The organism is Dokdonella soli (assembly GCF_039523175.1).
In the GTDB taxonomy this organism is placed as follows: Bacteria; Pseudomonadota; Gammaproteobacteria; order Xanthomonadales; family Rhodanobacteraceae; genus Dokdonella_A; species Dokdonella_A soli.
The window spans coordinates 180,959-204,586 of the sequence record NZ_BAAAEU010000006.1; the positions used below are offsets into that span (position 1 = coordinate 180,959).

Annotated in this window: 20 protein-coding genes; 7 read left to right on the top strand and 13 right to left on the bottom strand. The window is 66.9% G+C overall.

Going from position 1 to position 23,628, the window contains the following annotated elements; genetic code table 11:
* Positions 1–91 precede the first annotated feature (91 nt).
* Positions 92–1,990 carry an aspartyl protease family protein gene (locus ABD002_RS06525; protein ID WP_343788375.1) on the bottom strand — a complete coding sequence of 633 codons (1,899 nt, stop codon included), beginning with the start codon at positions 1,988–1,990 and terminating at the stop codon, positions 92–94.
* A 94-nt stretch (positions 1,991–2,084) separates the two neighbouring features.
* On the opposite strand from ABD002_RS06525, the gene ABD002_RS06530 reads away from it, so the two are divergent.
* Positions 2,085–2,729, top strand: a complete 645-nt coding sequence (locus ABD002_RS06530; RefSeq protein WP_343788377.1) for a helix-turn-helix domain-containing protein — start codon at positions 2,085–2,087, stop codon at positions 2,727–2,729.
* Positions 2,730–2,774: 45 nt separating this feature from the next.
* A complete protein-coding gene (folE, locus tag ABD002_RS06535) occupies positions 2,775–3,389 on the top strand; it encodes a GTP cyclohydrolase I FolE (protein WP_343788379.1) in 615 nt (204 codons plus the stop codon).
* A 233-nt stretch (positions 3,390–3,622) separates the two neighbouring features.
* Here the strand turns inward: folE and ABD002_RS06540 are convergent, their stop codons facing one another.
* Both ABD002_RS06540 and ABD002_RS06545 read right to left on the bottom strand, forming a co-directional pair.
* Positions 3,623–5,758, bottom strand: coding sequence for a xanthine dehydrogenase family protein molybdopterin-binding subunit (locus ABD002_RS06540; protein ID WP_343788381.1), 2,136 nt, complete (start codon positions 5,756–5,758; stop codon positions 3,623–3,625).
* Positions 5,755–6,219 (bottom strand): (2Fe-2S)-binding protein, encoded by a 465-nt coding sequence (locus ABD002_RS06545; protein ID WP_343788383.1) that lies wholly within the window; start codon positions 6,217–6,219, stop codon positions 5,755–5,757. Before ABD002_RS06545 ends, ABD002_RS06540 begins: the two co-directional genes overlap by 4 nt.
* Before the next feature lie 273 nt (positions 6,220–6,492).
* Between ABD002_RS06545 and ABD002_RS06550 the strand changes: the two genes are divergently transcribed.
* Positions 6,493–7,800, top strand: a complete 1,308-nt coding sequence (locus ABD002_RS06550) for a TCR/Tet family MFS transporter (protein WP_343788385.1) — start codon at positions 6,493–6,495, stop codon at positions 7,798–7,800.
* Between the two features lie 12 nt (positions 7,801–7,812).
* Here the strand turns inward: ABD002_RS06550 and ABD002_RS06555 are convergent, their stop codons facing one another.
* The 3 genes from ABD002_RS06555 to ABD002_RS06565 form a co-directional block, all read right to left on the bottom strand.
* Positions 7,813–8,421, bottom strand: a complete 609-nt coding sequence (locus ABD002_RS06555; RefSeq protein ID WP_343788387.1) for a redoxin domain-containing protein — start codon at positions 8,419–8,421, stop codon at positions 7,813–7,815.
* Positions 8,422–8,446: 25 nt separating this feature from the next.
* Positions 8,447–9,352 (bottom strand): protein-disulfide reductase DsbD domain-containing protein, encoded by a 906-nt coding sequence (locus ABD002_RS06560; RefSeq protein ID WP_343788389.1) that lies wholly within the window; start codon positions 9,350–9,352, stop codon positions 8,447–8,449.
* Positions 9,353–9,513: 161 nt separating this feature from the next.
* Entirely contained in the window at positions 9,514–10,059 is a 546-nt protein-coding gene (locus tag ABD002_RS06565; RefSeq protein ID WP_343788391.1) for a DUF488 domain-containing protein, read from the bottom strand.
* A 123-nt stretch (positions 10,060–10,182) separates the two neighbouring features.
* Here ABD002_RS06565 and ABD002_RS06570 point away from each other — a divergent pair, with 123 nt between their 5' ends.
* A complete protein-coding gene (locus ABD002_RS06570; protein WP_343788393.1) occupies positions 10,183–10,383 on the top strand; it encodes a hypothetical protein in 201 nt (66 codons plus the stop codon).
* Between the two features lie 153 nt (positions 10,384–10,536).
* Here the strand turns inward: ABD002_RS06570 and ABD002_RS06575 are convergent, their stop codons facing one another.
* From ABD002_RS06575 to ABD002_RS06595, 5 genes are all read right to left on the bottom strand, one after another.
* Entirely contained in the window at positions 10,537–11,280 is a 744-nt protein-coding gene (locus ABD002_RS06575) for an RES family NAD+ phosphorylase (RefSeq protein ID WP_343788395.1), read from the bottom strand.
* 96 nt (positions 11,281–11,376) lie between these two features.
* Positions 11,377–11,763: an antitoxin Xre/MbcA/ParS toxin-binding domain-containing protein gene (locus ABD002_RS06580; protein ID WP_343788397.1), complete on the bottom strand. Its 387-nt coding sequence runs from the start codon at positions 11,761–11,763 to the stop codon at positions 11,377–11,379.
* 69 nt (positions 11,764–11,832) lie between these two features.
* On the bottom strand, positions 11,833–13,419 hold the full coding sequence (ligB, locus tag ABD002_RS06585; RefSeq protein ID WP_343788399.1) for an NAD-dependent DNA ligase LigB: 1,587 nt from the start codon (positions 13,417–13,419) through the stop codon (positions 11,833–11,835).
* A 116-nt stretch (positions 13,420–13,535) separates the two neighbouring features.
* Positions 13,536–14,867 carry a Fic family protein gene (locus tag ABD002_RS06590; protein ID WP_343788401.1) on the bottom strand — a complete coding sequence of 444 codons (1,332 nt, stop codon included), beginning with the start codon at positions 14,865–14,867 and terminating at the stop codon, positions 13,536–13,538.
* Between the two features lie 102 nt (positions 14,868–14,969).
* Positions 14,970–16,199 (bottom strand): nucleoside recognition domain-containing protein, encoded by a 1,230-nt coding sequence (locus ABD002_RS06595; protein WP_343788403.1) that lies wholly within the window; start codon positions 16,197–16,199, stop codon positions 14,970–14,972.
* A gap of 201 nt (positions 16,200–16,400) precedes the next feature.
* Here ABD002_RS06595 and ABD002_RS06600 point away from each other — a divergent pair, with 201 nt between their 5' ends.
* Both ABD002_RS06600 and ABD002_RS06605 read left to right on the top strand, forming a co-directional pair.
* Positions 16,401–17,000: a DUF938 domain-containing protein gene (locus ABD002_RS06600; RefSeq protein ID WP_343788405.1), complete on the top strand. Its 600-nt coding sequence runs from the start codon at positions 16,401–16,403 to the stop codon at positions 16,998–17,000.
* Positions 16,997–17,671 carry a Dph6-related ATP pyrophosphatase gene (locus ABD002_RS06605; protein WP_343788407.1) on the top strand — a complete coding sequence of 225 codons (675 nt, stop codon included), beginning with the start codon at positions 16,997–16,999 and terminating at the stop codon, positions 17,669–17,671. Before ABD002_RS06600 ends, ABD002_RS06605 begins: the two co-directional genes overlap by 4 nt.
* A gap of 124 nt (positions 17,672–17,795) precedes the next feature.
* On the opposite strand, the gene ABD002_RS06610 is transcribed toward ABD002_RS06605, so the two are convergent.
* The gene (locus ABD002_RS06610) at positions 17,796–18,566 is read right to left on the bottom strand and encodes an alpha/beta hydrolase (RefSeq protein ID WP_343788409.1); all 771 of its coding nucleotides are present in this window, start codon (positions 18,564–18,566) and stop codon (positions 17,796–17,798) included.
* Positions 18,567–18,749: 183 nt separating this feature from the next.
* Between ABD002_RS06610 and ABD002_RS06615 the strand changes: the two genes are divergently transcribed.
* Positions 18,750–20,213 carry an HD domain-containing phosphohydrolase gene (locus tag ABD002_RS06615; RefSeq protein ID WP_343788412.1) on the top strand — a complete coding sequence of 488 codons (1,464 nt, stop codon included), beginning with the start codon at positions 18,750–18,752 and terminating at the stop codon, positions 20,211–20,213.
* 61 nt (positions 20,214–20,274) lie between these two features.
* Here the strand turns inward: ABD002_RS06615 and ABD002_RS06620 are convergent, their stop codons facing one another.
* A complete protein-coding gene (locus ABD002_RS06620; protein ID WP_343789384.1) occupies positions 20,275–23,613 on the bottom strand; it encodes a DEAD/DEAH box helicase in 3,339 nt (1,112 codons plus the stop codon).
* Positions 23,614–23,628: the final 15 nt, after the last annotated feature.

The window sequence follows — 23,628 nt, forward strand, 5'->3', positions numbered from 1 at the left end:
GCGGACACGACGGAACTCGCTCGGCGTGTGGCCGGTCATGCGCTTGAACACGGTGTTGAAGGTGGACGCAGAACGGGTCTTGGGAAAGCCGCTATTCGACGACGCCTGACTTCCACGCCGGCGCAATACGATCGGCCAGCACCAGCTCGGCCTTGCCCGCCTTGCCCGCCTTGCCCGCACGCAGGTAGCGGATCGTGAGTTTCGCGCCGACCGGCAGTTCGCGCAGGCGTTGCCGCCATTCGGGCAGGCCGCGTTTCTCGATACCTTCATCGCCTATCGCCACGATGCGGTCGTCCTTGCGCAGCCCGGCGCGCTCCGCCGTGCTCGATCCGGCGACATCGGCGACCTTGAGAGCGTCGCCGTCCCCGAGCAACCAGAGTCCGCTGCGGTCGAATCCATCCGGCTTGCCAAACCGGTCGTTCGGTGCGAGATACATGCGCTTCGCGGCATAGTCGAACGCGACCGTGAAGCGGCCCAGCACGCCGCCGCCGAGGTTGCCGGCATGATCAGGATTGGCGAACGAGCCCTTGTCGCCGGTGAATAGCTCGCCGGCAATGCCGTCGATGGAGAGATCGCCGAGCTTGAGTGTGCCCAAGCGCACGGGGCGCCCACGAGACGGGCCGCCAACACCCCAGCCGATCACGGCCTCGGGCGCTGCACGGTATTTCGTGGCGAGATGGTGTGCGTGCACGAACGGCGAATGCAGGGTCAGCGACGAGCGCGAACCGGTGTCGACGGTGATGCTCGCCGGCACGCCGTCGAGCACGCCGTTGACGATCGGGATACGGTCATCGAGTTCGAATGCAATCGCACTCGCTCCCGCCGGCGGCGCGAATTTCTTCGGGTCGCTCAACGTCAGCACGTGCGCGGCATAGTCGATCGTGATGCCGAAACGGCGGAACATCTCGTAGCCGACCAAGCCGTCGGCGACGACACCCTCGACCTTGGGCAGGTCGCCGAGATCGATCACATAGAACACCGGATTCGCAAGCGACGCGTTGCCGACGCGCACTTCCTTCGCATGAGCGAACGCGAGATCCACCGACTGGTCGCCGACGCCACGCGCCGCCAGCTTGCCCTCGCCGGTAATCCCGAGCTTGCTCGCGGCAGCGGGTGTCAGCAGGTTCAGGCCGCCGGTATCGACCAGGAAGCGAGCCTTTTTGCCATCGATCGCGCCGTCGACATAGATGTGGTTGTTGACCAGATCGAACGGAATCCGTGTGATGCCGCTCGCGTCATCGATCTTGGCCGTCGCGGCCATCGCCGGCATCGCGAAATCCGCGTCGGCCAGCGCAACGTTCGATGTGATCTTCTGCAGGCGCACTTCGTTGCGCTGGCGCGGATCGGTGCGGCCGGCTGCATCGGTGAGATCGGTGATCGAGTGGAACGGAAGACGCAGCCCATCGACGTCGCGCCAGTCGTCGAACACCGTCGTCGCCGTGTCCTGGCCCTGGCGCTGCACGGTCCGTGCGAGCAGGCTCGTCTGCGCATCGAACCACAGCGTGAGCGGGTCGCCGCCATCCGCTGTGGCTTCGACTACGGCGTAACGCCGACCCTCCAGCTCGCGCGATGCCATCTTGCCGTAGCGTGCGCCGATTCGCGCCGGATACCAGTAGCCGCGCGCATCGAGCCAGGCCTGGCTGCGCGCGCGGCGCTTCGCCTCCGGGGCATCGAGCGCGGCGACTTCGCCACCCGGATCGCGTGACCAGCCGACCTTGCCGTCATAGCCATCGGCGCCTTCGACCGGGCCCAGCTGGTAGTGGTCCGACGAGCGCCCGGTGGAAAGATCCTGGAGTGCCTCGAACGCGCCGCTGAGGCCGCCGGCCGTCAACGTGCCGGTCATGCGCTGGCTCTTCACCGAATCCCAACGTTCGCCGCCGCTTGCCGCCTTGTAGCGCGCGAACAGATCCGTCGCCTCGTCGGCATGTACTCCGCTAAATACACAGAGCGCCAGCACTGCCAGCACGGTTGCGATTGCATGCTTCGACATCGTGATCTCCTTGGGGCGCAGATGGCGGCGCGCTTGCGCGGCGCTCGTGTAGTTTGAATAATCATTGTTAATTTCAAAGCAGGCAAGCCAACCAATGGCACAGAAGAACCGCGGAATCGTCGAAGACGCCGCTGAAATCGGCTTGCTCGCCTCGCCCACGCGGGTCGAGATCGTCGACACGCTGGAGGCGCTCGGCGTTGCAGTATCGGTAGCCGAGCTCGCGGCGCAGCTCGGCCGTCCCGCGGACGGGCTCTACTACCACCTGCGCCAGCTCGCCGACGGCGGCCTGATCGAGGAGGAAGCCGTGGCGGACGGTCGCCGCTATCGCACGCGCACACGTGTCGGCGATCGCCTGCGCCTGCGCTACCGCCCCGGCGCGACCGCGAATGCGAAGGCGGTCGATCGCGCCACTGCCAGCCTGCTGCGCGTCGCGGCGCGCGACTTCACGCGCGCGCTCGCCGATCCGGAGTCCGTGGTCGAAGGTCCGCAGCGCGAACTCTGGGCCGCACGCGGCAAGGGCTGGGTCGGCGCGGTCGAGCTTGCCGAGATCAACCGCCTGCTCGCGCGCCTGATGGACTTGCTGCAGCGTCCGCGCAAGGCGCGCGATGGCAAGCTCGTTGCGCTGTCCTGGGTGCTCGCGCCGCTCGATGCGAAGCCCGCGCGACGCGCGGGCGCTGTCTCCGCTGTGGCACGCCGACCGGCCCGGCCGAAAGGCACCGCGCAGCGGCGATCACGCTAGACTGCGCATCCACGACGCAACGCCATGCCCACGAAGAACAGATCCATGAAGAAGACGCCGAAGACCGCACCGGTAGACCAGCAAACCGTTGATCAAGACCGGGCCGAAGAAGCCATCCGCACGCTGCTGCGCTGGGCCGGCGAGGATCCCACCCGCGAAGGCCTGCTGGATACGCCCAAGCGCGTCGCCGAGGCGTACCGCGACTGGTTTTCCGGCTACGCGATCGATCCGGCCGAGTACCTCGGCCGCACCTTCGAGGAGGTCGCCGGCTACGACGAGATGGTCGTGTTGCGCGACATTCCGTTCGAGTCGTTCTGCGAGCACCACATGGCGCCGATCATCGGCCGCGCGCATATCGGCTACCTGCCGACCAACAAGGTCGTCGGCATCTCCAAGCTCGCGCGCGTCGTCGATGCGTACGCGCGGCGCTTCCAGGTGCAGGAGAAGATGACCGCGCAGATCGCGCACTGCATCGGCGTGGTGCTGAAGCCGCGCGGGGTCGGCGTCGTGATCGACGCCGTACATCAATGCATGACCACGCGTGGCGTGCACAAGCGCGGCGTGTCGATGATCACCAGCCAGATGCTCGGCACGTTCCGTGAGGACGCGCGCACGCGCGCCGAGTTCCTGCGCTTCATCGATATCGACAACGGGCACTGAGCGCCGCACTGCTTCAAGCCCTCTCCCCCAGGCCCTGCCTGGGGGAGAGGGTTGGGTGAGGGGGCGGGGCCACATCTCGCGCAAAGCCGCGAGCTTTTTCGCACAAGGCCCGAGCAAGAGCGCTTCGATGACCGCGTTGGCACCTGCGAGGTTTCGCTCTGCACGCAACCCGCCCCCTCACCCCGGCCCTCTCCCCCGACGATGAAACCGTCGGGGGAGAGGGAGTGAGCGGTTCAGGCAAACGCGATTCCTCCATCCGCCAGCGGCAGCGAGCGGATGCGCCTGCCGGTCAACGCGAACACCGCGTTCGCGATCGCCGGTGCGACCAGCGGCACGCCGACCTCGCCCATGCCACCGGGCTTGTCGCCGCCTTCGAGCAACGCGACCGAGATCGCCGGCATCTCCGGCATGCGCGGGATTGTGAAGTCGTGGAAGTTCGACTGCTCGACGCGGCCGTCCTTCAGCGTGATCTTGCTGCGCAGCGCATTGATCAGGCCGCTCACCGCGCCGCCCTGCAGCTGCGCGACAACCTGGTCCGGATGCACCGCGATGCCGGGGTCGACCGCAAACGCGAGCCTCTCGAGCCTGACCTTCTGCGCGCTGCCGGACACCTCGGCGACCAGCGCCAGATGCGTGTCGTAGCATTCCATCGACGCGACGCCGAACGCATGGCCTGACGGCGGCTTGTCGCTCCAGCCCGCGTCCTTCGCCGCGCGCTCGAGCACCGCACGTTGACGCGGCAGTGCGTCGAGCATCGCGAGACGGAATTCGAGCGGATTCTTGCCGGCCGCAACGCTGAGCTCATCGATGAAACACTCGATCGCGAACGCGTTCAGTGCATTGCTGACCGAACGCCAGTAGCCGACCTTGAGGCCGACCTCCTGGATCACCGTACGCAGGTCGAGGTTCGGGATCGCATAGGTGAGGTTCACTGCGCCTTCGGTCATGAAGCCGTCGATACCGTCCTTGACAACGCCCGGGAACATGCGGTTGGTGATCGACGGCGAGATCATTTTCTGCGTGAACGCGACGACGCGGCCATCGGCGACCGCACCGCGCATCAGGTGCAGCGACGGCGGCCGGTAGACGTCGTGATGCACGTCGTCCTCGCGTGTCCAGATCAGCTTGACCGGCGTGCCAGGCATCGCCTTCGCGATCGCAACGGCCTGACCGACGTAGTCGACGTCGAGGCGCCGGCCGAAGCCGCCGCCGATGAACTGCGAATGGATGTGTACCTGTTCCGGCTTCACCCCGGCCGCCTGCGCGGCGACGCCCTGCGCGCCCTGCGGGAACTGCGTGCTGGCCCAGACCTCGACGCCCTGGTTCGACACCCGCGCGGTACAGTTCTGCGGCTCCAGTGTCATGTGCGCGAGCATCTGCGAGGTGTAGCGCGCTTCGATCGGCTTGGTCTTCGCGAACGCGGCGTCGACATCGCCGGTGTGCTTGACGACTGCGCCGGGCTGGTCGCGCGCGCCGTCCAGCAACGCGAAGATCGCGGCACTGTCGAGCTTCGCGGCAGCGCCTTCGTCCCACTGGATCTTCACGTCGGCGAGTGCGGATTTCGCGGTCCACCAATGATCCGCGATCACCGCGACGCCCTCGCCGATCGACACGACCTTGCGCACGCCGGCGCGCTTCTCGACCGCGCTCGCATCGAACGAAGCGACTTTTCCGCCGAGCACCGGACACTGCGCGAGTGCGGCGTGGAGCATACCGGGTTGCTTCACGTCGATACCGAACACGGTGCGGCCGCGCGCCTTGTCGGCACCATCCAGGCGCGGCAGCGGCTTGCCGATCACGCTGAATTCGCTGCGCGGTTTCAGCGCGACATCCTTCGGCACCGGTTGCGTCGCGGCGGCCGTGGCGAGCGCGCCGAAGGCGAGTTTCCGGTCGCCGTGCACGACGTGGCCATCGGCGACGCGGCACTCGGCCGCGGGTACCTTCCACTGCGCGGCCGCCGCGCCGACCAGCATCGTGCGCGCCGCCGCGCCGGCCTGGCGCAGCGTATCCCAGCCATCGCGCACGCTGGTGCTGCCGCCGGTGATCTGCGCGCCGAGCAGCTTGTTCACATAGACCGGATCGACCGGCGCCTGCTCGACCTTGACGGCAGCGGGCGCAACGCCGAGTTCCTCGGCGATCAGCATGGTCAGCGCGGTGTGCACGTCCTGGCCCATCTCGTTGCGCTGGCAGAACAGGGTCACGCCGCCACCGGGCGCGATCTGCACCCATGCGTTCGCGCGCACGTCGGCCGCCGCAGCGACGGGTTTCGCGTGGCCGGCACCGAGGCGGAAGCCGAGCAGCAGCCCGCTGCCGATCACCGCAGAGGTAGCGACGAAGCGGCGACGCGAGAGATCGATCGAGGCGTTCATGCCGCGCCCTCCAGCTGGGCGGCGACGGCGTGGATCGCCGCGCGAATCCGCACATAGGTGCCGCAGCGGCACAGGTTGCCGGCCATCGCGATATCGATGTCGGCATCGCTCGGCTTCGGATTCTTCGACAACAACGCGGTCGCCGACATCACCTGGCCGGACTGGCAATAGCCGCATTGCGGCACCTGGATCCGGTCCCACGCGGCCTGCACCGCGTGCGCGACCTTGCCGTCGAGACCCTCGATCGTCGTGAGCTTCTTGCCGGCCGCCCCGGACAACGGGGTGACGCAGGAGCGGATCGGCTGGCCGTCCAGATACACGGTACAGGCGCCGCACAACGCCATGCCGCAACCGAACTTGGTGCCGGTCAAGCCAAGATGATCGCGCAGCACCCAGAGCAGTGGCGTATCGGGTGCGGCGTCCACGGACACGGTCTTGCCATTCAGTTGGAGCGAAGTCATCGGGAATTCCTCGAGGTCGACGCAAGGGGACGCTCACCACGGTGACGCGGCGCGCGGATCAGTACAGGCACAAGGAAAGGGGCGGCGAAGCGCCGCACGGTTGCTGCGATGGCAGGCAGCCCGGACATCCGGCAAGGATACGCCTGCGTCCGCGAGCCCGTCACGCCATCGGCTCGTCGACCGCCAACGGCGCGTTGCCGATTCGTGCAATCCCTCGGCACACGGATCCTGTATCGTGCGCGCCGCACTCTTCGAACTATCCAGGCCCATCGCGTGAACCCTTCCGTCACGAACGCACCGCGTCGCGCCGCGGTCCTGTTCATCTTCGTCACCGTGCTGATCGACATCCTGTCGTTCGGCATCATCATTCCGGTGCTGCCGCACCTGGTCGAGCAACTCGCCGGCGGCGGCATCGCCAAGGCCGCGATGTGGGTCGGCGTGTTCGGCACCTTGTTCGCGGCGATCCAGTTCGTCTGTGCGCCGATCCAGGGCGCGCTGTCGGACCGCTTCGGACGCCGGCCGGTCGTGCTGTTGTCGAACCTCGGTATCGGTGTCGACTTCCTGTTCATGGCGCTGGTCAACACGCTGCCGCTGCTGCTGATCGGGCGCTGCGTCTCCGGCGCCACCGCGGCCAGCTTCACGACCGCGAACGCATACATCGCGGACGTGACGCCGCCGGAAAGGCGCGCCGCCAGCTTCGGCCTGCTCGGCGCCGCGTTCGGCATCGGCTTCATCATCGGGCCGGCGCTCGGCGGCCTGCTCGGCGGCATCAACGTGCGACTGCCGTTCTTCGCCGCGGCCGTGCTCGCGCTGACGAACTTCTGCTACGGATATTTCATCCTGCCCGAATCGCTGCCGCCGGAGCGGCGCAGCGCGCGCTTCGACTGGAGCCACGCCAACCCGCTCGGCTCGCTGTTCCTGCTGCGCCGTTATCGCCAGGTGTTCGGGCTCGCCGCGGTGGTGCTGCTCAGCAATCTCGCACACTTCGTGCTGCAAAGCGTGTTCGTGCTGTACGCCGACTACCGCTACGGCTGGGGCGCGCAGAAGGTCGGCTACACGCTGGCGCTGGTCGGCCTTTGCAATGCGATCGTGCAAGCCTGGCTGGTGCGCAAGCTGGTGCCGCGGATCGGTGAACGGCAGACCCTGCTGGTCGGCCTCGTGTTCGGTGGGCTCGGCTTCGCGTGCATGGCGCTGGCCGGCAGCGGTCCGGTTTTCCTGATCGGCATTCCGCTGCTCGCGCTGTGGGGACTCGCCGGCCCGTCCACGCAGGCGCTGATGACGCACCAGGTCGATGCGCACGAACAGGGCCGCCTGCAGGGCGCGGTGGCGAGCCTCGCCAGCGTCGCCGGCATCTTCGGCCCCGCATTGTTCACGCAGGTGTTCGCGCTGTTCATCAGCGACCACGCGCCGGTGCATCTGCCCGGCGCGCCGTTCCTGCTGTCGGCGAGCCTGCTGGCCGCCGGCCTGATCGTCGCCGCGCGTGTGACCGCGTCGACGCCGAAGCATATCCACGCGCCGGCGCCGGATGCGCCGCCGGTCGGTGATGTGTCGTCAACACCAGCGGCCGATACGCAGTCCTGATCGGGGCGCCCTTCAGGGACCGTATTTGACGCTGCAGCCGTACGGCTCGGACGTCGGCACGCTGACCGGCTTGCCGGCTGCAAGTTCGGCGAGCGCCTGACGCACGTACTGCGTCGCCTTCGGGATGTCGTCGACATCGGTGCTCGCGATCGAGTCGATGCCGCCGATGTAGCGCAGCACGCCATCCTTGTCGATGACGACCATCTGAGGCGTGGTCTTCGCGTCGTAGGCATGCCCGAGCATACCGTCCGCGTCGAGCAGGTACGCGGTCTCCTTGCCCTGCACCTTGCCGACGTACGCGTTCGCGGCCGCGGCATCGAGATGGCCCTGCTTGCCGAACGCGCCGGAATTGATCGTCAGCCAGACTACGCCCGCGGCGGCGGCCTCGGCCTGCTGCTTTTGCATGTTGCCCGAGCCGTAGTGCTTGCCGACGAACGGGCACAGCGGGTTGTTCCATTCGAGCACGACGATCCTGCCCTTGTACGCGGCCAGCGTCTGCGTCTTGCCGTTGCTGTCGGTCGCGCTGAAGGCCGGCGCAGGCTGGCCGATCACCGGCTTCGCGAACGACGATACGGTGAACGCAGCGACGACGCCGGCGAGCAGCAACGCGGTGGCTTTCATGATGCTCTCCTTCGAAGGTTCGGTTTCAAGGTTGCGCCGGTGTTGCAATCGGAGTGACGAGGCGCACGCGCACGCGCCAGCCGCGCATGCCAGTCGCGGTCGGTGCGGTGAGCACCAGGTCGAGATCGCGCAGTGCCGGCGCGATCGAAAAGTACTCGCTCCTGCCGGCGTCGATGAGCAGAGCGTCTCCATCGCGCCGGATCGCCGGCGGCTTGTTGTCGAACAGCTTGCGCTGCGCCACGAACGCATCGAGACGATCGGCTTCCGGCAGGCCCGGGCCGCGCAGCGCGATCTCGATGCGCTCACCGGCCAGGCGTGCCGTGCCGGTCCAAGCGGACGCCTGCGGCTGCGCACGCTCGGCGTCGGTGAACTGATGCGTCCAACGCGGATCGGGTTGAGCCGGCGCGGTGGTGATCGGCAGGTCCAGCGTCAGCTCTGCCTTGCCGGGAATGCATTCCTCGCGGCAGACCAGCCATTTCGCGAGCACCGCGAGGTGCGCAGTGGTGCCGGGCTGCACGTCGGCCGGCACGTCGAGTGGTACCGGCAGCACGACCTCGCCGTCGTAGCCGAAGTTGTAGAGACCGCCGACCGTGAAGCGCTGGGGCAGCGGCCACGCGATGTCCTGCGCGTGGAAGCCGGGCGGCAGCGTCCAGGCCAGCGTGGTCGGCAAGCCCGAATCGCCGGGGTTGATCCAGTAGGTATGCCAGTGCGCGTCGTGACGCAGGCGCAGTCCGAGTTGCGCAGTCTGGCCCGGCACCAGCGCGAGACGTGCGCTGACGAGTTCGACCTGCAGGTGGTTGTCCGCGCCGGACACCGCCGCATTCACGCATGGCGCCAGCGCAACGAACACCGCAAACAGCAGATGGCGCAACGGCCCGGCCCGCACCTGGCGGTGGGCGGTTGGCCGTGCGGTCGCGATCGGGTCGTTCATCGGCGCAACTCCGGGCGCAGGATAGGCCGCTGGCAGTTATCCGTCCGTGACAAGACCGCACACGCCGAAGCCTGCTTACACGCTGGTGCGCCTGCATAAACGCGGCGCGGATTCGGGATAGGCATGCGGACTCCTTTCACGCGTTGGGCACGGGTCAGCCATCAAAGTAGCGCCGCCTGGCCAGCGCCATAGACCGGCACGTCGCCCACCAGCCGCGCCGGCTCGCGGAACGCATGCGGTGCTGTCTTGCCGGCGTCCATGACATGGGTGACACGCCAGCCGTGCAGGACCAGATCGTCGGCGATCATCGCGCGATGGCAGCGCCACCACAGGAGCTCGGCGCACATGATCGCGCTGCGCCACGTGGTGGCCAGTGTTGTCAACGCGGCGAACGCCTCGCGATAGTCGGGGCTTGCCATGTAGTCGGCGTAGCCGCGGAACGCCGCGTTGCGCCATGCGCCATTCGGCGAATCCACATGCGGCCTACGCCGACCGCCGAGCGCCACGAGATGACGGTAGTCGATGCCGGCATCGCGCAGGATCCCGGCGAGCGCCGCGCGGCCGAACTGCGGATGACGACGCGAACCTGGGAACCGGCGCACGTCGAGCAACAGCTCGATCCGTTGTTCGCGCAGCAGGCCGATGAACGCCACCGGCTCGCGTGTTGAATGCCCGACTGTCCAGATCGTTGGTGGATCAGTTCTCATCTCGTCTTCGTCCGGCCGCCACCAGCGCGAAGCTGGGAGCACTTTCGGCACGGGCACCCCGTCCCCATATCGGCCACGATGAAACCGTCGACCTGAACAGTAGGCCCAATGCGGGAGGCATCGATGCTCACCTTTGTGCTCTGGTTGCTGCTCTTCATATTCTGCTGGCCGCTGGCGCTGCTCGCGCTGGTGCTGTATCCGCTGGTCTGGCTGATATTGCTGCCGTTCCGCCTGGTCGGTGTCGCGGTCGAAGGCGTCTTCGAACTGCTGCGCGCGCTGATCCTGCTGCCGGCACGGGTATTGCGCGGCCGCTCGCCTGCCTGAGATCGAGGCGTGGCGCGCGACAGCCGCTTTCGCCAGATCACAAATCAATTTTGGTGATCGGTGCCGCAGGTTCGCCACGGCCGCACAGGCCCAGGACGCGGCTGCCCGCGCGACGGAATCGCTCACCGTCGCGCACGCGGATCCGGCACCCCGCTACTTCCTTTCCAACGCCATCGCCGGGAGGCCGAGCGCGGCCGGCTCGAACGCGATGCGCTGCGTACCGAGGTCCGTTTCCGCGAGCACGCGCGCGCGCGTGACCTTGATCAGCCAGGCGTGCTGTTCGAGCGGTGCCGTTCGGCGGAACGCCTTCGGTGTCAGCACCGCGACGCAGGCGCGATGCTCCGGATCGCGCACCGAGCGATAGCGGATCAGCGCGATGCCGGCATCGCGCGCGACGCGCGCGAGTGCCTGCGTCGCCTCGTAGCTCGCCGGGTCCTCCCACAGGTGACGCTGTCGCGTGAACGGAGGATCGCCGAGCACGATCGCACTGCCGCCGACACTCGCACGGAACGCGGTATGCGGCACCGGCGGCAGGTCCGGCGTCGCCGGCGAATCGGCGAGGAAGCGCAGGCGCCAGTACGCGACTTCGGCCAGTGCGGTGTGCACGGCCGCGGCGCCGTACCAGACGCCGGGATCGCCGATGCCGCGAAAGCGCGAGCCGGACGGCGGTGGCGCCGGATAGCGAAACGGCGTCGCCAGCAGATAGTGCAGATGCGCAGCCCCGACCGGCAGCGGCGGCTTGCTGGCCTCGATCAGATCCTCGAGCGTGCGCTGCTCATCGAGCGTATCGACCAGCCGCATCGTCGACGCGCGATGCTGCGCCTCGACGACCCGCCATGGCTTCGCGCCGATGCGCCGTGCGGCTTTCTGCAGAATGTCCGGAGTGAGCGTCGTCATGGCATCGTCCCTACGCCGCGAACGATCGCAGCGACGCGTCGCAGATCGTGCGATGACGATCGCGTTCGAGGGCTGCGTTTGCGAATAGCGCAGCGTTCAAAGCCGCGCGCGCGCGCTGTCGAGATAGTGCAGCACGTGGATCAGACCCTCGGCGCTGCGCAGACGATCCAGCGGTTTCGCACCACCGAAGGCGGCATTCGGCGCGGTCAGCCATGCGCGCGCCGCTACGTCGTTGGAGCCGACGATCGCATCCAGCGAACGGAACACGCGCAGCCAGAGCCTGGCCAGCTCACCGGCCTTGCTCTCGGGATCGAAGGGTGCGCGCGCACTGGCTGCGCGCGAGATCGTCGATGCGCTGACGCCGATGATCTCGGCCAACGTGCGCTGCGGGACTTCGAGAATCTCGGCCGCTCGCAGCACGGCCTTGGTCAGCACGGCAGCGGGATCGGCGACGGCGGGCTTGCGCAAGGTGGTCGGAGACATGGTGGCGACCCGGCTTGAATTTCATTTGCAATCATCCTCCATAAAGATTGCATATGCAAAATCGAGTGATCAGAACCCCGCGACGCCGGCGCGATGCAGTTGCTCGACGAGTGCACGCACGTCGGCATCAGACACAGCGGCCGCGTTGATCGGCTCGCGCAGGCCGAGCGCGCGCAGCCAGAGTGCATGCGGCTGTTGCCGCGCTTGCGCAAAGCGAGCCAGCAGCGAATCCGCGCGTACCGCGCCAAGGCCTGGAACCGCGGCGAGATCATCGCGGCCGAGGTCGAGCCAGTCGACGAGGCCCTCGACCAGGCCCGCGTCGATCAGACGCTGCCAGGTGCCCGCACCGACACCGTCGAGAGCGAGCCCGCGCTTGTCGCCGAGCCAGACGAGCCGAGCGAGGAACTGGCGCTCGCAACCCGGCACCGGATGCCAGCAGCTCAGTGCATCATGTGAATGCGGATCCGGCACCGCGACCGGCACGCGCTGCTGTGCGCGCCACACGACCGAGTCGAGGCGCGGAATCGTCAGGCCCGCCAGCGCGATCGCGACCTGGTCGCCGGGACGGATATCGAGTTTGCGCCAGCGTGCAAGCGAACCGACGCTGACGCGGCGCACCGTGCGATCGTCAAGCAACACTGGCGCGAGTTCGAGCACCGGCGTGATGCGTCCGCTGCGTCCGATCGTGAAGTCCACGCCGGTGACTTCGGCCAGCGCTGTCGCCAGCGGGTATTTCCAGGCAACCGCCCACTCCGGCGGTTTCGCGCCCCATGCAGACGCGAGCGGACGCAGGCCCTGCCGGACCACGATGCCGTCGGCAGCGAACGCCTGTGACGCGTGGAACCAGTGCTCGCGCCAGTCGCGCACTTCGTCGATGTTGTCGACCGCAACCGTGTACGCAACCGCATCGGCGAATCCGAAACCGCGCAGGCCGTCCAGCCGATCCTGCATGCCGACCGGACCATCCGGCCAGTCCCAGACGAACAGGCCGATCCGCCGCGCCGTGTCGGCATCGATCTGCTCCCTCGCAAGCGCGCCAACAACCTTCGAGCGCGCGCCGACGCTTCCATGTGCGGCCTGCATGTGATCGGCGAGCCGCCAATAGATCTCGCCCTGCAGCACCACGCGCGGCGGCGCATGTGCGAGCCGTTTCGGGATCGCGTCGATGCTCCACACCTTCGCTGTCCAGTCCTCACCGCGCTCGCCGTCGCCGCGGCTGATCGCCTGGCGCAACGCGCCGTCGACATAGAGCAGCGTGACCGCGACGCCGTCGATCTTCGGCTGCATCCAGAGATCTGCATTGCCGCGTACGCGCATCCACGCCGCCAGCGCCTCCGCATCGGGCAGCTTGCCGAGGCCGGTCTGCGCGACCGGATGGCGCGCCGTTGCGCGCGCGCCTTGCAGCGGATTGGCATCGGCCGGCGCCTGTCGTGGATAGCACTTGCGCCACTGCGCATAGCGAACGCGAGCCTGGTCATACAGCGTGTCATCGATCGGCGAGACCCCGTCGCGGTGATAGGCGAGATCCCAGGCCTGCAACTGCCGATCGAGCGCGCCAAGTTCGCGCTGCGCCTGCTCGGGTGCCCACACCGGACATTCGCCCGCAAACGCGCGCAGTGCGGCGACCATCAGCAGCAATGCAGCGAGAAGACGCATGCGACGCGTCCTTGCCTGATTCGGAAAGGACAGCCTGGGTCATCGACGTACCTGACACGATCGGCGTTTGTCGCGATGGCGCGTAGGAAGTCGGCGCGCGCGGACCCGTCGCCGCTTTATCGCTGCAAGCGCTTTGCCAGATCCGGCGGCGTGACAAACGCGAAAGCCTTGCCTTGTTTGCGCTGTCGCAATAACCCCTCGGCCACCAAGCCGAGCAAGTCGGTGCGCGCGGTCTGGTAGGTGACCTGATGCGTACTCCGGTGCTCAGCAATCCGGTATATCGCGCCCGCATGGCGCACCGCATGCAGCAGCAGTTCGCGCTGGCGATGGTTCAACCGAATGGCCAGAGCCGAGTCCGGACGCAGGAGACTCGCCGCCTGACGTTGCTCGGTCGCCTTGCGCGCAAGATAGCCTTGCAGTCCTTCGACAGCCTGACAGATGACACCGAGCTGATGGCTCACGAAATAACCGAGATCACTTTCGTCGGTCTCCGTATGCAGATACGCGCGAGCGTACTTCGCAGGCGCCCTCTTCAGCACGCTTGAAATCGACAGATATTCGGTGAGCCAATAGCCCGAGCGCAGCATCGACCAGTAGAACAGCGCACGCGCCGTGCGACCGTTGCCATCGACGAACGGATGGTCGTAACCGACCTGGAAATGCAACGCGATCGCGCGCAGGACCGGGTGCAGGAAATCTTCCTTGTCGGCTTCGTTCGCGAATGCGCACAGCGCATCGAGACGCGCGGGCAGCTCATCGGCGGGTGGCGGTTGATGCAGCACCTTGCCATCCGTATTGATGACCTGAATCTGTTCATCCGCGCGGCGGAAGCGCCCGGCGGCATCCGCTTCGTCGATTGCATCCGAGGTGAGCACGCGATGCATCTCGAAGATTGACTTGGGCGTCAGCGGCTGCTCTCGCCAGCGGCGCAGCTGCTGCATCACCTGAAAATTGTTGTAGATCATGCGCTCGCTGCGATCACGCGGCTGGCGCCCACTGTCAAGCATCTCCTTGGCGACCTGCCGCGTTGTCGATGCGCCTTCGAGCTGGGATGAAGTCATCGCTTCCTCGACGAGGGAGCGAAACAGATAGCGCTCGCGATCGCCTGGGCCATCGGCGCGATCCAGTCCCTTGATCGCACCAGCGGCCTCCCGATCAATGAAATGAAGGCGTCGCAGCATCGAATCGGTGACGGCGAGCAGGATCGGCCGGCCCAAACCATCCCGCAAGGGCAGATCTCGAAAGATCGGGATGCGCGCCAACTTGATCGCCAGCCACCATTGTTCGGTCAGCAGACCGCCCGGCGGCTCAAGATGGCGCAGATGGTCCCACGGCTCGTAGACGCCATCGACTTCCGGTCCGATCCTGCGCCCCAGAATGGTGTCGAGGCTGCCACTGAATTTCTTAAGCAAATGATCGAACGCAGGCGGAGCGACTGGCAACTTCATGCAGCAACGATACTGTCAATTTACTACTAATTTCAACAAAATTAGTATGTCTTTGGTAATTCCTCATATATATCTGATCCATAAGCACTTTATGCACCTCTCTCAGCCGAAGAACCAGTAGCACACCGCGATCGAGGCGAGCACGCCGGCCAGATCCGCCGCGAGCGCGCAGCCGACCGTGTGGCGCGCGCGCTGGATGCCGACCGCGCCGAAGTAGACCGCGAGCACGTAGAACGTGGTTTCGGTGCTGCCCTGCACGGTCGCGGCAAGCAGCGCCGGGAAGCTGTCGACACCGTGCGACTTCATCGTCTCGATCAGCATCGCGCGCGCGGCGCTGCCGGAGAACGGCTTGACCAGCGCGGTCGGCAGCGCATCGACGAAGCGTGCGTCGAGACCTGCCACATCCGCGAGCCAGCGGATGCCATCCAGCGCGAGATCGAGCGCGCCGGACGCGCGCAGCACGCCGACCGCGCACAACATCGCGACCAGGTACGGCAGTACGTCGCGTGCGACCTCGAAGCCCTGCTTCGCGCCATCGACGAAACTCTCGTACACCGGCACCTTGCGGATCGCGCCGGCGATGAGAAACAGCAAGACGATCGCGAACAGGGCGAGATTGCCGGCCAGCGACGAGAACGCCGCGAGCGTGGCCGGTGTCAGCGACGCCAGCAGCGTAGTGAACGTGGCGAACAGCAGCGCGAAGCCGCCGAGCCATGCGAGCACAACGCGATTGAACAGCGGCAGCTTCTGCATGAACGCGACACTGAGCAGGCCGGTTGCTGCCGAGGCGAACGTCGCGAACAGGATCGGCAGGAACACCACGGTCGGATCGTGCGCGCCCTGCTGCAAGCGATACATGAAAATCGTGACCGGCAGCAGCACCAGCGACGACGAATGCAGCACGATGAACAGGATCTGTGCATTGCTTGCGGTCGCTGGATCCGGATTCAGCGTCTGCAGTTCGCGCATCGCGCGCAGGCCGATCGGCGTCGCCGCGTTGTCCATGCCGAGCATGTTCGCTGCGAAATTCAGCGTGATCAGGCCGATCGCCGGATGCCCGCGCGGCACGCCGGGCATCAGCCGCTCGAACAAGGGTCCCAGCGCACGCGCGAGCAGGTCGATCAGCCCGGCCTGTTCGGCGATGCGCAGGAAACCGAGCCAGAGCGTCAACGTGCCAAACAGCAGGATCATCACTTCGACCGAGAGCCTGGCCATGTCGAACAGGCTCGCCATCATCGCCGCGAACACGCCGGCATTGCCGCCGACGAGCCACTGCGCGAGTGCGGCGAGCGCCGCGGTCAGGAAGAAGCCGAGCCAGAGCCGATTGAGCATGCGCGTCCATCACAAGCGGATCGCGCAAGCATCGCACAGCACGCCTGTCAAAGCCCTCTCCCCCAAGCTCGCTTGGGGGAGAGGTTGGGTGAGGGGGCGAGGCCCCGAACTCTGACGCGGCCACATTCCTGCGCTATTCCCACGCGCCGGCATCGACGCCCACGATTCGCATGCACCTCGTGTGTGCGGCACACTTCGGCAATGAACGAGAAGCCCTTCTCCGCCGCCTGTGAACGCAATCGCGAGCCGATCCTCGCGATGCTGCGCGATTTCTTCGCCGACCGTCGACACGTGCTCGAAGTCGGCAGCGGCACCGGCCAGCACGCAGTTCATTTCGCCGCCGCGCTGCCGCGACTCATCTGGCAGACCTCGGACCACGCGGAAAATCATCCAGGCATTCGCGCCTGGCTCGACGAGGCGTCACTGCCGAACACGCCGGCGCCGTTGATCCTCGACGTCACGGGCCCGTGGCCGAACGGTCCGTTCGACGCGGTGTTCAGCGCGAACACGCTGCACATCATGGGCTGGCCCGAAGTCGAGGCCTTCTTCGCCGCGCTGCCCGCTGCGACAACCATCGATGCGAAGCTCGCGATCTACGGTCCATTCAATATCGATGGCCGCTACACCAGCGACAGCAACGCCGCATTCGACGCCTCGCTGAAAACGCGCGCGCCGCATAGGGGCATCCGCGACACGGCCGCGGTCGATGCGCTCGCGCTCGCCGCCGGCTTCAACCTCATCGACGACGTCGCGATGCCGGCCAACAACCGACTGCGGCTGTGGCAGCGGAGCGCGCGGTGAACACGCCGCTGCTGCTCGCCTGGAGCGGCGGCAAGGATTCCGCGCTCGCGCTGCAGCGTCTGCTCGACGATCCGCGCTGGCGCGTCGAAGGCTTGCTGACCACGGTCACCATGGAATACGACCGCATCAGCATCCACGGCGTGCGCCGCTCGATCCTGCAGGCGCAGGCCGAGCGCCTTCGGTTGCCGTTGATCGAAGCACGGATTCCGCCGCAAGCCTCGAACGCGATCTACGAAACCGCGTTCGCGAACGCGTTGGACGAGGCGCGTGCACGAACACCCGGCATCGACACGATCGCGTTCGGCGACCTCTTCCTCGCCGACATTCGCGCGTATCGCGAGCAGCAATTGGCGCGCCACGGCTGGCGCGGACACTTCCCGCTGTGGGGCGAGGACACGACGCGACTCGCGCGCCGCTTCATCGCCGACGGCCACCGCGCGATCCTCTGCTGCGTCGACACGCAGCAACTCGATGCCGCATTCTGCGGACGCGAGTTCGACGCCGAACTGCTCGTCGACCTGCCGCCGTCCTGCGACCCCTGTGGCGAGAACGGCGAGTTTCATACCTGCGTCTATACCAGCCCCCTGTGGCGCGAGCCATTGGTCTTGGCGCGAGGTGAACGCGTGCTACGTGATGGACGATTCCAATATGTCGACTTGCTCGGAATCTGAAAAATGATGCTTCAACGGCTCTACCGATGCGAACGACTGAAGCCGATCCGAAAAGGACATTCGAGGTGAGCGACCTCGATGCGGAAGGGGCGGAGCGCGCATGGCGCTCCGCTCAATGGTCCGATTACTTCTTCCCGTGCGCTGCCTGCTCGATGATCTTGGCTACGACCTTCGGCTTCGAGACATAGATCGCATGGCTGCCGGGTACCTCGACAACCGTTGCGCCCGCACGCTTCGCCATCATCCGCTGCGCAGGGGGCGGGATCATGTGGTCTTCCGTGGAAACCAGATACCAGCTCGGCTTCGACTTCCAGGCAGGCACGGTCACTTCACCGGCCAGCGCCTGGACGCCCCAAGGCACCTGCGAGTCGGCCATGAAGCCGGCTTCGTCGGCGGAGACGTCGCCCGCGAAAGAGGCCGCGAACTTGGCGCGATCGAGGAACAGGAAGCCGTCCTGCGGCGGGAGGATCGGCGGCTGCGGCGCACCCGGCGGCGGATTGGCGATCAGTTTCTGCACCGACTCGCCCTTGTCGGGGGCAAATGCGGCGATGTAGACCAGGCTCTGGACCTTCGGGTCGGTACCGGCTTCCGAGATGACGACACCGCCATAAGAGTGGCCGACGAGGACGACGGGGCCATCCTGCTGGGCGATCGCGCGCTGGGTGACCGCAACGTCGTCGGCCAGCGTGATCGTCGGATTCTGCACGATGCTGACGTTGTAGCCGTCCTTCTTGAGGATGCTGTAGACCTTCTGCCAACCGGAGCCGTCGACGAACCCGCCGTGCACCAGCACGACGTTCCTGGCGCCCTCGTGGGCCTTCGGCGTTGCGGCATTGACGGTAGAGGCGAGGACCATCGCAGTGGCGGCGGCGAGGCCGAGAATCTTGGTCTTCATACGAATTCTCCAGTGGCAGTTGGCGAAGCGAGTCGGGTATACATCGTGTGAGGGATGTTGCGATCGACCTCGGGACGCAGCTTGCGCGCCGTATCCTACGCGCACCATCGGTTGAATGACCGAGGCCGGGATCGAAAGGGCGGCGCTAGACTTCCCAGCCTCTGCACAGGTACTCGATCCGACATGGATGCTTCCGACGTCGCCCTGCTGGATGTGGTCCGCTCGCTCGCGTTTGTGGGCGACTTGGCCATGGGGCAGCCTACCGACCACTCACCGCGTGCCGCCTGGATGGCCGGGCAATTGGCTGCGGCCGTCGGCGCCGATGACGCCCTCTGCACGGAAGCCACGACCGTCGCACTGCTGCGTTGGTCCGGCTGCACGGCCAACGCGCCCGAATTCGCGCATTTGTTCGGTGACGATGTCAGTGGGCGAAAGGCACTGCTCGCCATCCAGTCCTCCAGCAGCGGGTTTCGTTCCGGCACTCGCCGCGCAGGATCCGCGTTTCTCTCGTTGTCGCGCATCCACTGCGAGGTCTCGGGAGACATCGCAGTGCAACTGGGCCTGGACGCGGCGACGCAGTTCGCGTTGCGTCATCTGTTTGAGAGTCACGACGGCAGCGGAGCTCCGGATGGCCTGCGCGAGGAGCAGATTCCAGCCTCGGTCTACATGGCTTCGCTCGCCGGCGATCTCGACATCTTCCATCGCCTGTATGGTCTTGAGCAGGCATGCAAGCTCATCGGTCAGCGTGCGGACGTCCTGTACCCCATGAGCCTCGCCACATCAGTCATCGCAAATGCCTCGCGATGGCTGGCTGCGCTCGAGGGCGATCCGACGTTGTCTGGCCCGTGTTCGCTCGACGCCGCGTTCACCGGCCGCACGACTTCATTGGAAATCCTGGCCCATGTCATCGACCTCAAGCTGCCATGGATGACCGGCTACTCGCGCCAGGTGGCGCAATTGGCCAGGAACGCGGCGCTCGAGCTTGGGCTGGATGTGGCTTGCCAGCAAAAGGTGTATCGCGCCGCGCTCATCCATGGCATGGGGCGCGCTGCAGTGCCCAACATGATCTGGGATACCCCCGGCAAACTGGCGGAGTCGGCGTGGGAGAGAGTGCGGCTGGTTCCCTACTGGACCGGACGCGCTGCGCGACAGATCGGCTCGCTCGCGGGCGCGGCGGAAGTCGCGTCATATGCCTATGAACGGCCAGATGGGTCCGGTTACTACCGCGAGGCCAAGGCAGGAGGCATCCCCGTGGAAGGACGCATCCTTGCGGCCGCCGGAGCACTGGCCGCGTTGCGCCTCGCGCGTCCCTGGCGCGATGCATTTCCGGAAGATGCCGCAGGCTCGTTGCTGATGGCCGAAGCCACTGCCGGACGCTACGACGTCGACGTCGTCCGTGCCCTATTGAACAAGCCTCGACCGATCAAGACCAGGGCACCTGTCGCGCCATTGACCAGTCTCCTTACGGAACGCGAGCGGGACGTGCTGCACTGGATCAGCCTTGGGGCGAGCAACAAGGCGGTAGCGCAGAAACTGTCCATCAGCCCAAGCACCGTGCGTACGCATGTCGAGAGCGTGTTTCGCAAGCTGGAGTGCTCCACGCGTGCTGCGGCTACCTTGAAAGCGACGCAACTGGGTCTGCTATAGATCGTGAATGTCCGCTTGTGGCCCGATTCTGGGCATTGATAGTTTGACATTCCGAGCGGACTCACAACGGCGCAAACAACTCCGCCAGATCCGCCTCCTCGAACTTCGCACTCTGCGTGCTGCCACCATCGAGCACCGCGCGCGCGAGTTCGGCCTTGCGCTGCTGCAGCGCCTGGATCTTTTCCTCGACCGTGCCGGCGCAGATCAGCTTGTAGACGAACACCGGCTTGTCCTGGCCGATGCGGTGCGCGCGGTCGGTCGCCTGCGCCTCGACGGCGGGATTCCACCACGGGTCGTAGTGGATCACGGTGTCGGCCGCGGTCAGGTTCAGGCCGACGCCGCCGGCCTTGAGGCTGATCAGGAACAGCGGCACTTCACCGGACTGGAAGCGGTTCACCAGGGCTGCGCGCGCGGTGCCCGGCGTGTCGCCGGTGAGTAACTGGTGGTCGAGCTTGCGCGCATCGAGCGCTTCGGCGATCAGCGCGAGCATCTCGGCGAACTGGCTGAACACGAGCACGCGACGGCCTTCGTCGACGAGGCTCGCCAGCAGGTCGAGCAGGTAATCGAGCTTGGCCGATTCCTGCACATGCCTCGCGCCATCGAGCTTGACCAGGCGTGGATCGCAGCAGGCCTGGCGCAGCTTCAGCAGGGCGTCGAGCACGATGATGCCGCTCTGCGCGAGACCGCGCTTGCGCACTTCGTCGAGCACGCGCTCGTGCTGGGTCAGGCGCAGCGTCTCGTAGAGTTCGCGCTGCGCGCCTTCGAGTTCGATGCGGCGCGCGATCTCGGTCTTCGGCGGCAGCTCGGTCAGCACATCCTCCTTGCGTCGGCGCAGCAGCAATGGCGCGATGCGGCGGCTCAAACGCTCGCGTTTCTCGACATCGCCCTGTTTCTCGATCGGCGTGCGGAAGAACTTCGTGAAGCGCTTGTCGTCGCCGAGCAGGCCGGGCTCGACTGCATCGAACTGCGCCCACAGTTCACCGAGGTGGTTCTCCAGCGGCGTGCCGGTCATCGCGATGCGCTGGCGCGCGGCGAGCTCGCGCACGATCTGTGCGGCCTGGCTCCGTGCATTCTTGATCGCCTGCGCCTCGTCGAGAACGAGCACGGAGTACTCGTGTTCGATCAGCGCGTCGCGATCGCGCAGCAGCAGCGGATAGGTGGTGATCACCAGATCGTGGCGCGGAATCGCCTCGTGCAGGCCAGCGCGCTCGGGCCCGTGCACGACCAGCACGGACAGATCCGGCACGAAGCGCGTCGCTTCGTCATGCCAGTTCGCGACCAGGCTGGTCGGTGCGATCACGAGTGCCGGCTTGTCGAGGCGGCCGCGACGCTTCTCGGCGAGCAGATGCGCGAGCACCTGCACGGTTTTGCCGAGGCCCATGTCGTCGGCGAGGATGCCGCCGAGCCCCGCATCGGCGAGGAAACCGAGCCAGGCAAGGCCCTCACGCTGGTAACCGCGCAACGTCGCGCGAAATCCCTCCGGTTCGCTCGCCGGTGCACGCGGCGCGCGCTGGCGTTCGAGCTCGGCGCGCAGGCGCTCGCCGCCGAGCCACGGTCGCTGCATGCCCTTCGTGAGTTCGTCGAGCACGCCGGCCTGCGCGCGGCGCAGGCGCAGCGCGCCGTCGTGCTCGGCAAACGGACCCTGCAGCCATTCGAGCAGCGGCGTGATCAGTTCGCGCAGTTTCGCCAGCGGTAGCGGCACGCGCCGGCGCGCATCGATCGGCACCAGCCAGACCGCGTCATCGGCCTCGCCCTTGCGCGGCGTCAGCGAAAACGCGGGGTCGGACAGCAGCCGATGCAGCACCGGCAGCAGGTCGATGCGCTCGCCGCCGATGTCGATGCCGAGGCGCAGGTCGAACCATGGGTTGCCGGATTCCTCGACCTCGGCGTACCAGGCGTCCGCATCGGGTTCGTCGAGCAGGTCGAACGGGAAGCCGTCGGCGGATTCGAGACGGAAGCCGAGATCGCGCAGGCGCGGGGTCAGTGCGAACATCTGGTCGACGCCGGCGAGCGTGCCGCGACCGTGCTCGAGCACGAAGTCGTTGTCGTCGAACGCATCCGCGGGGACGCCGGGCAGGCGCCCGAACAATTCCGCCGGGACCAGGCCGACCTCCTCGAGGCGTTCGAACGCGACGATCTCGTTGGCGCGGTCGCGCACGATCTCGATCACGCGGCCGTTCTGGCGTCGGCGCTCCCTGGCGGGCGCCGGCGACGCAGGCAGGCGCGCACCGGCGTAATCGAAGGCAAGGCGCACGCAGCCGGCCTGGTAGCGCACTCCGCCCGTGGCCAGCGCGGGGAACGCGCGCAAGGTCAGTACAGGCGATGGCTTGACCTCACGGCGCTCGATCTCGCCGGCCGCCTCGGGCTTGGGCAACGCCGCGAGCAGCGGTGCGTCGTGCCACCGCTCCATCAGCAGCGGCACCTGTTCGGGCAGCAATGACGGCGCGCGCAGCACCGCCTCGGCGAGGCGAGGCTCACCATCGATGCGGCCGATCTCGCGCGCGAACGGATCGCAATACCAGAGCCCGCCGATGCGCAGCAGCAACGTCTTCGGTGACGCCGCGTCGACACTCAGCGCGAGCTTCTGCGTGCCGTCCTCGCGTGCATCCCAGCCGATGCGCAACGCGCGCCGCGACCCCTGCGCCAGCCGGCCCGAGGAGGGCTTTTCGAAGAAGCACGGCAGAGCGGCCAGCAGTTTTTCAAGCAGGATCTCGTCCGCGCTTCCATGCAGTTCGAACCAACCGCTGGCGCCGCCATTCGCCGGCGCGCGCATGCGCAGTTCTGCGATCAGGCGGAACTCGTCGGCGCTCAGCCCCTGCCACGGATCGGGGCCGCCGTGCGAGGGCAGCAGCGGCTGTGGCGACACGAAGCCACCACGCCTGCCGCGCTTGATCCGCACCGCCTGAGCATGGAGTCGCGGCAGGATGCCTTCGCCGGCGCGCAGGACGATGCCGCAAAGCGTTCCTGCCTGTTCGGCAACCGGCTTCTGCTCGCGCGCAAGAGGAGCGGACGGCTGCAGCGCGTCGAGCCAGTGCTTCCACGCGCCGAGCTGCGGCACCGGCGGTGGAGCGAGACCCACAACCGGCCGTTGCAAGTCGCCACGCATCGCGCTCAACGCGGTCGCGGCCACGTGCTTGCAGGCGGACGCCAGTGGGCAGGTGCAGTAGCTGTCGAGCTCGACCCGCTCGCCGTCCTGCTTGAGACGCACGCCAGCGACATAGGGGTCGATCGCGCCGTCGCGGACCATGCCGATCAACGCTCCGCCGTCGTCGCCGGCCTCGTAATGCGTGCCGAGCACGCGGCCATGACGCAGGTAATCGGCGCCCTTCGCCAGCGTACGCGCATCGAGCAGCCGGGCGACATGACGGGACAGCAATTGGCGGAACGTGGCTTCGTCCACAGGCAATGCGGGTCC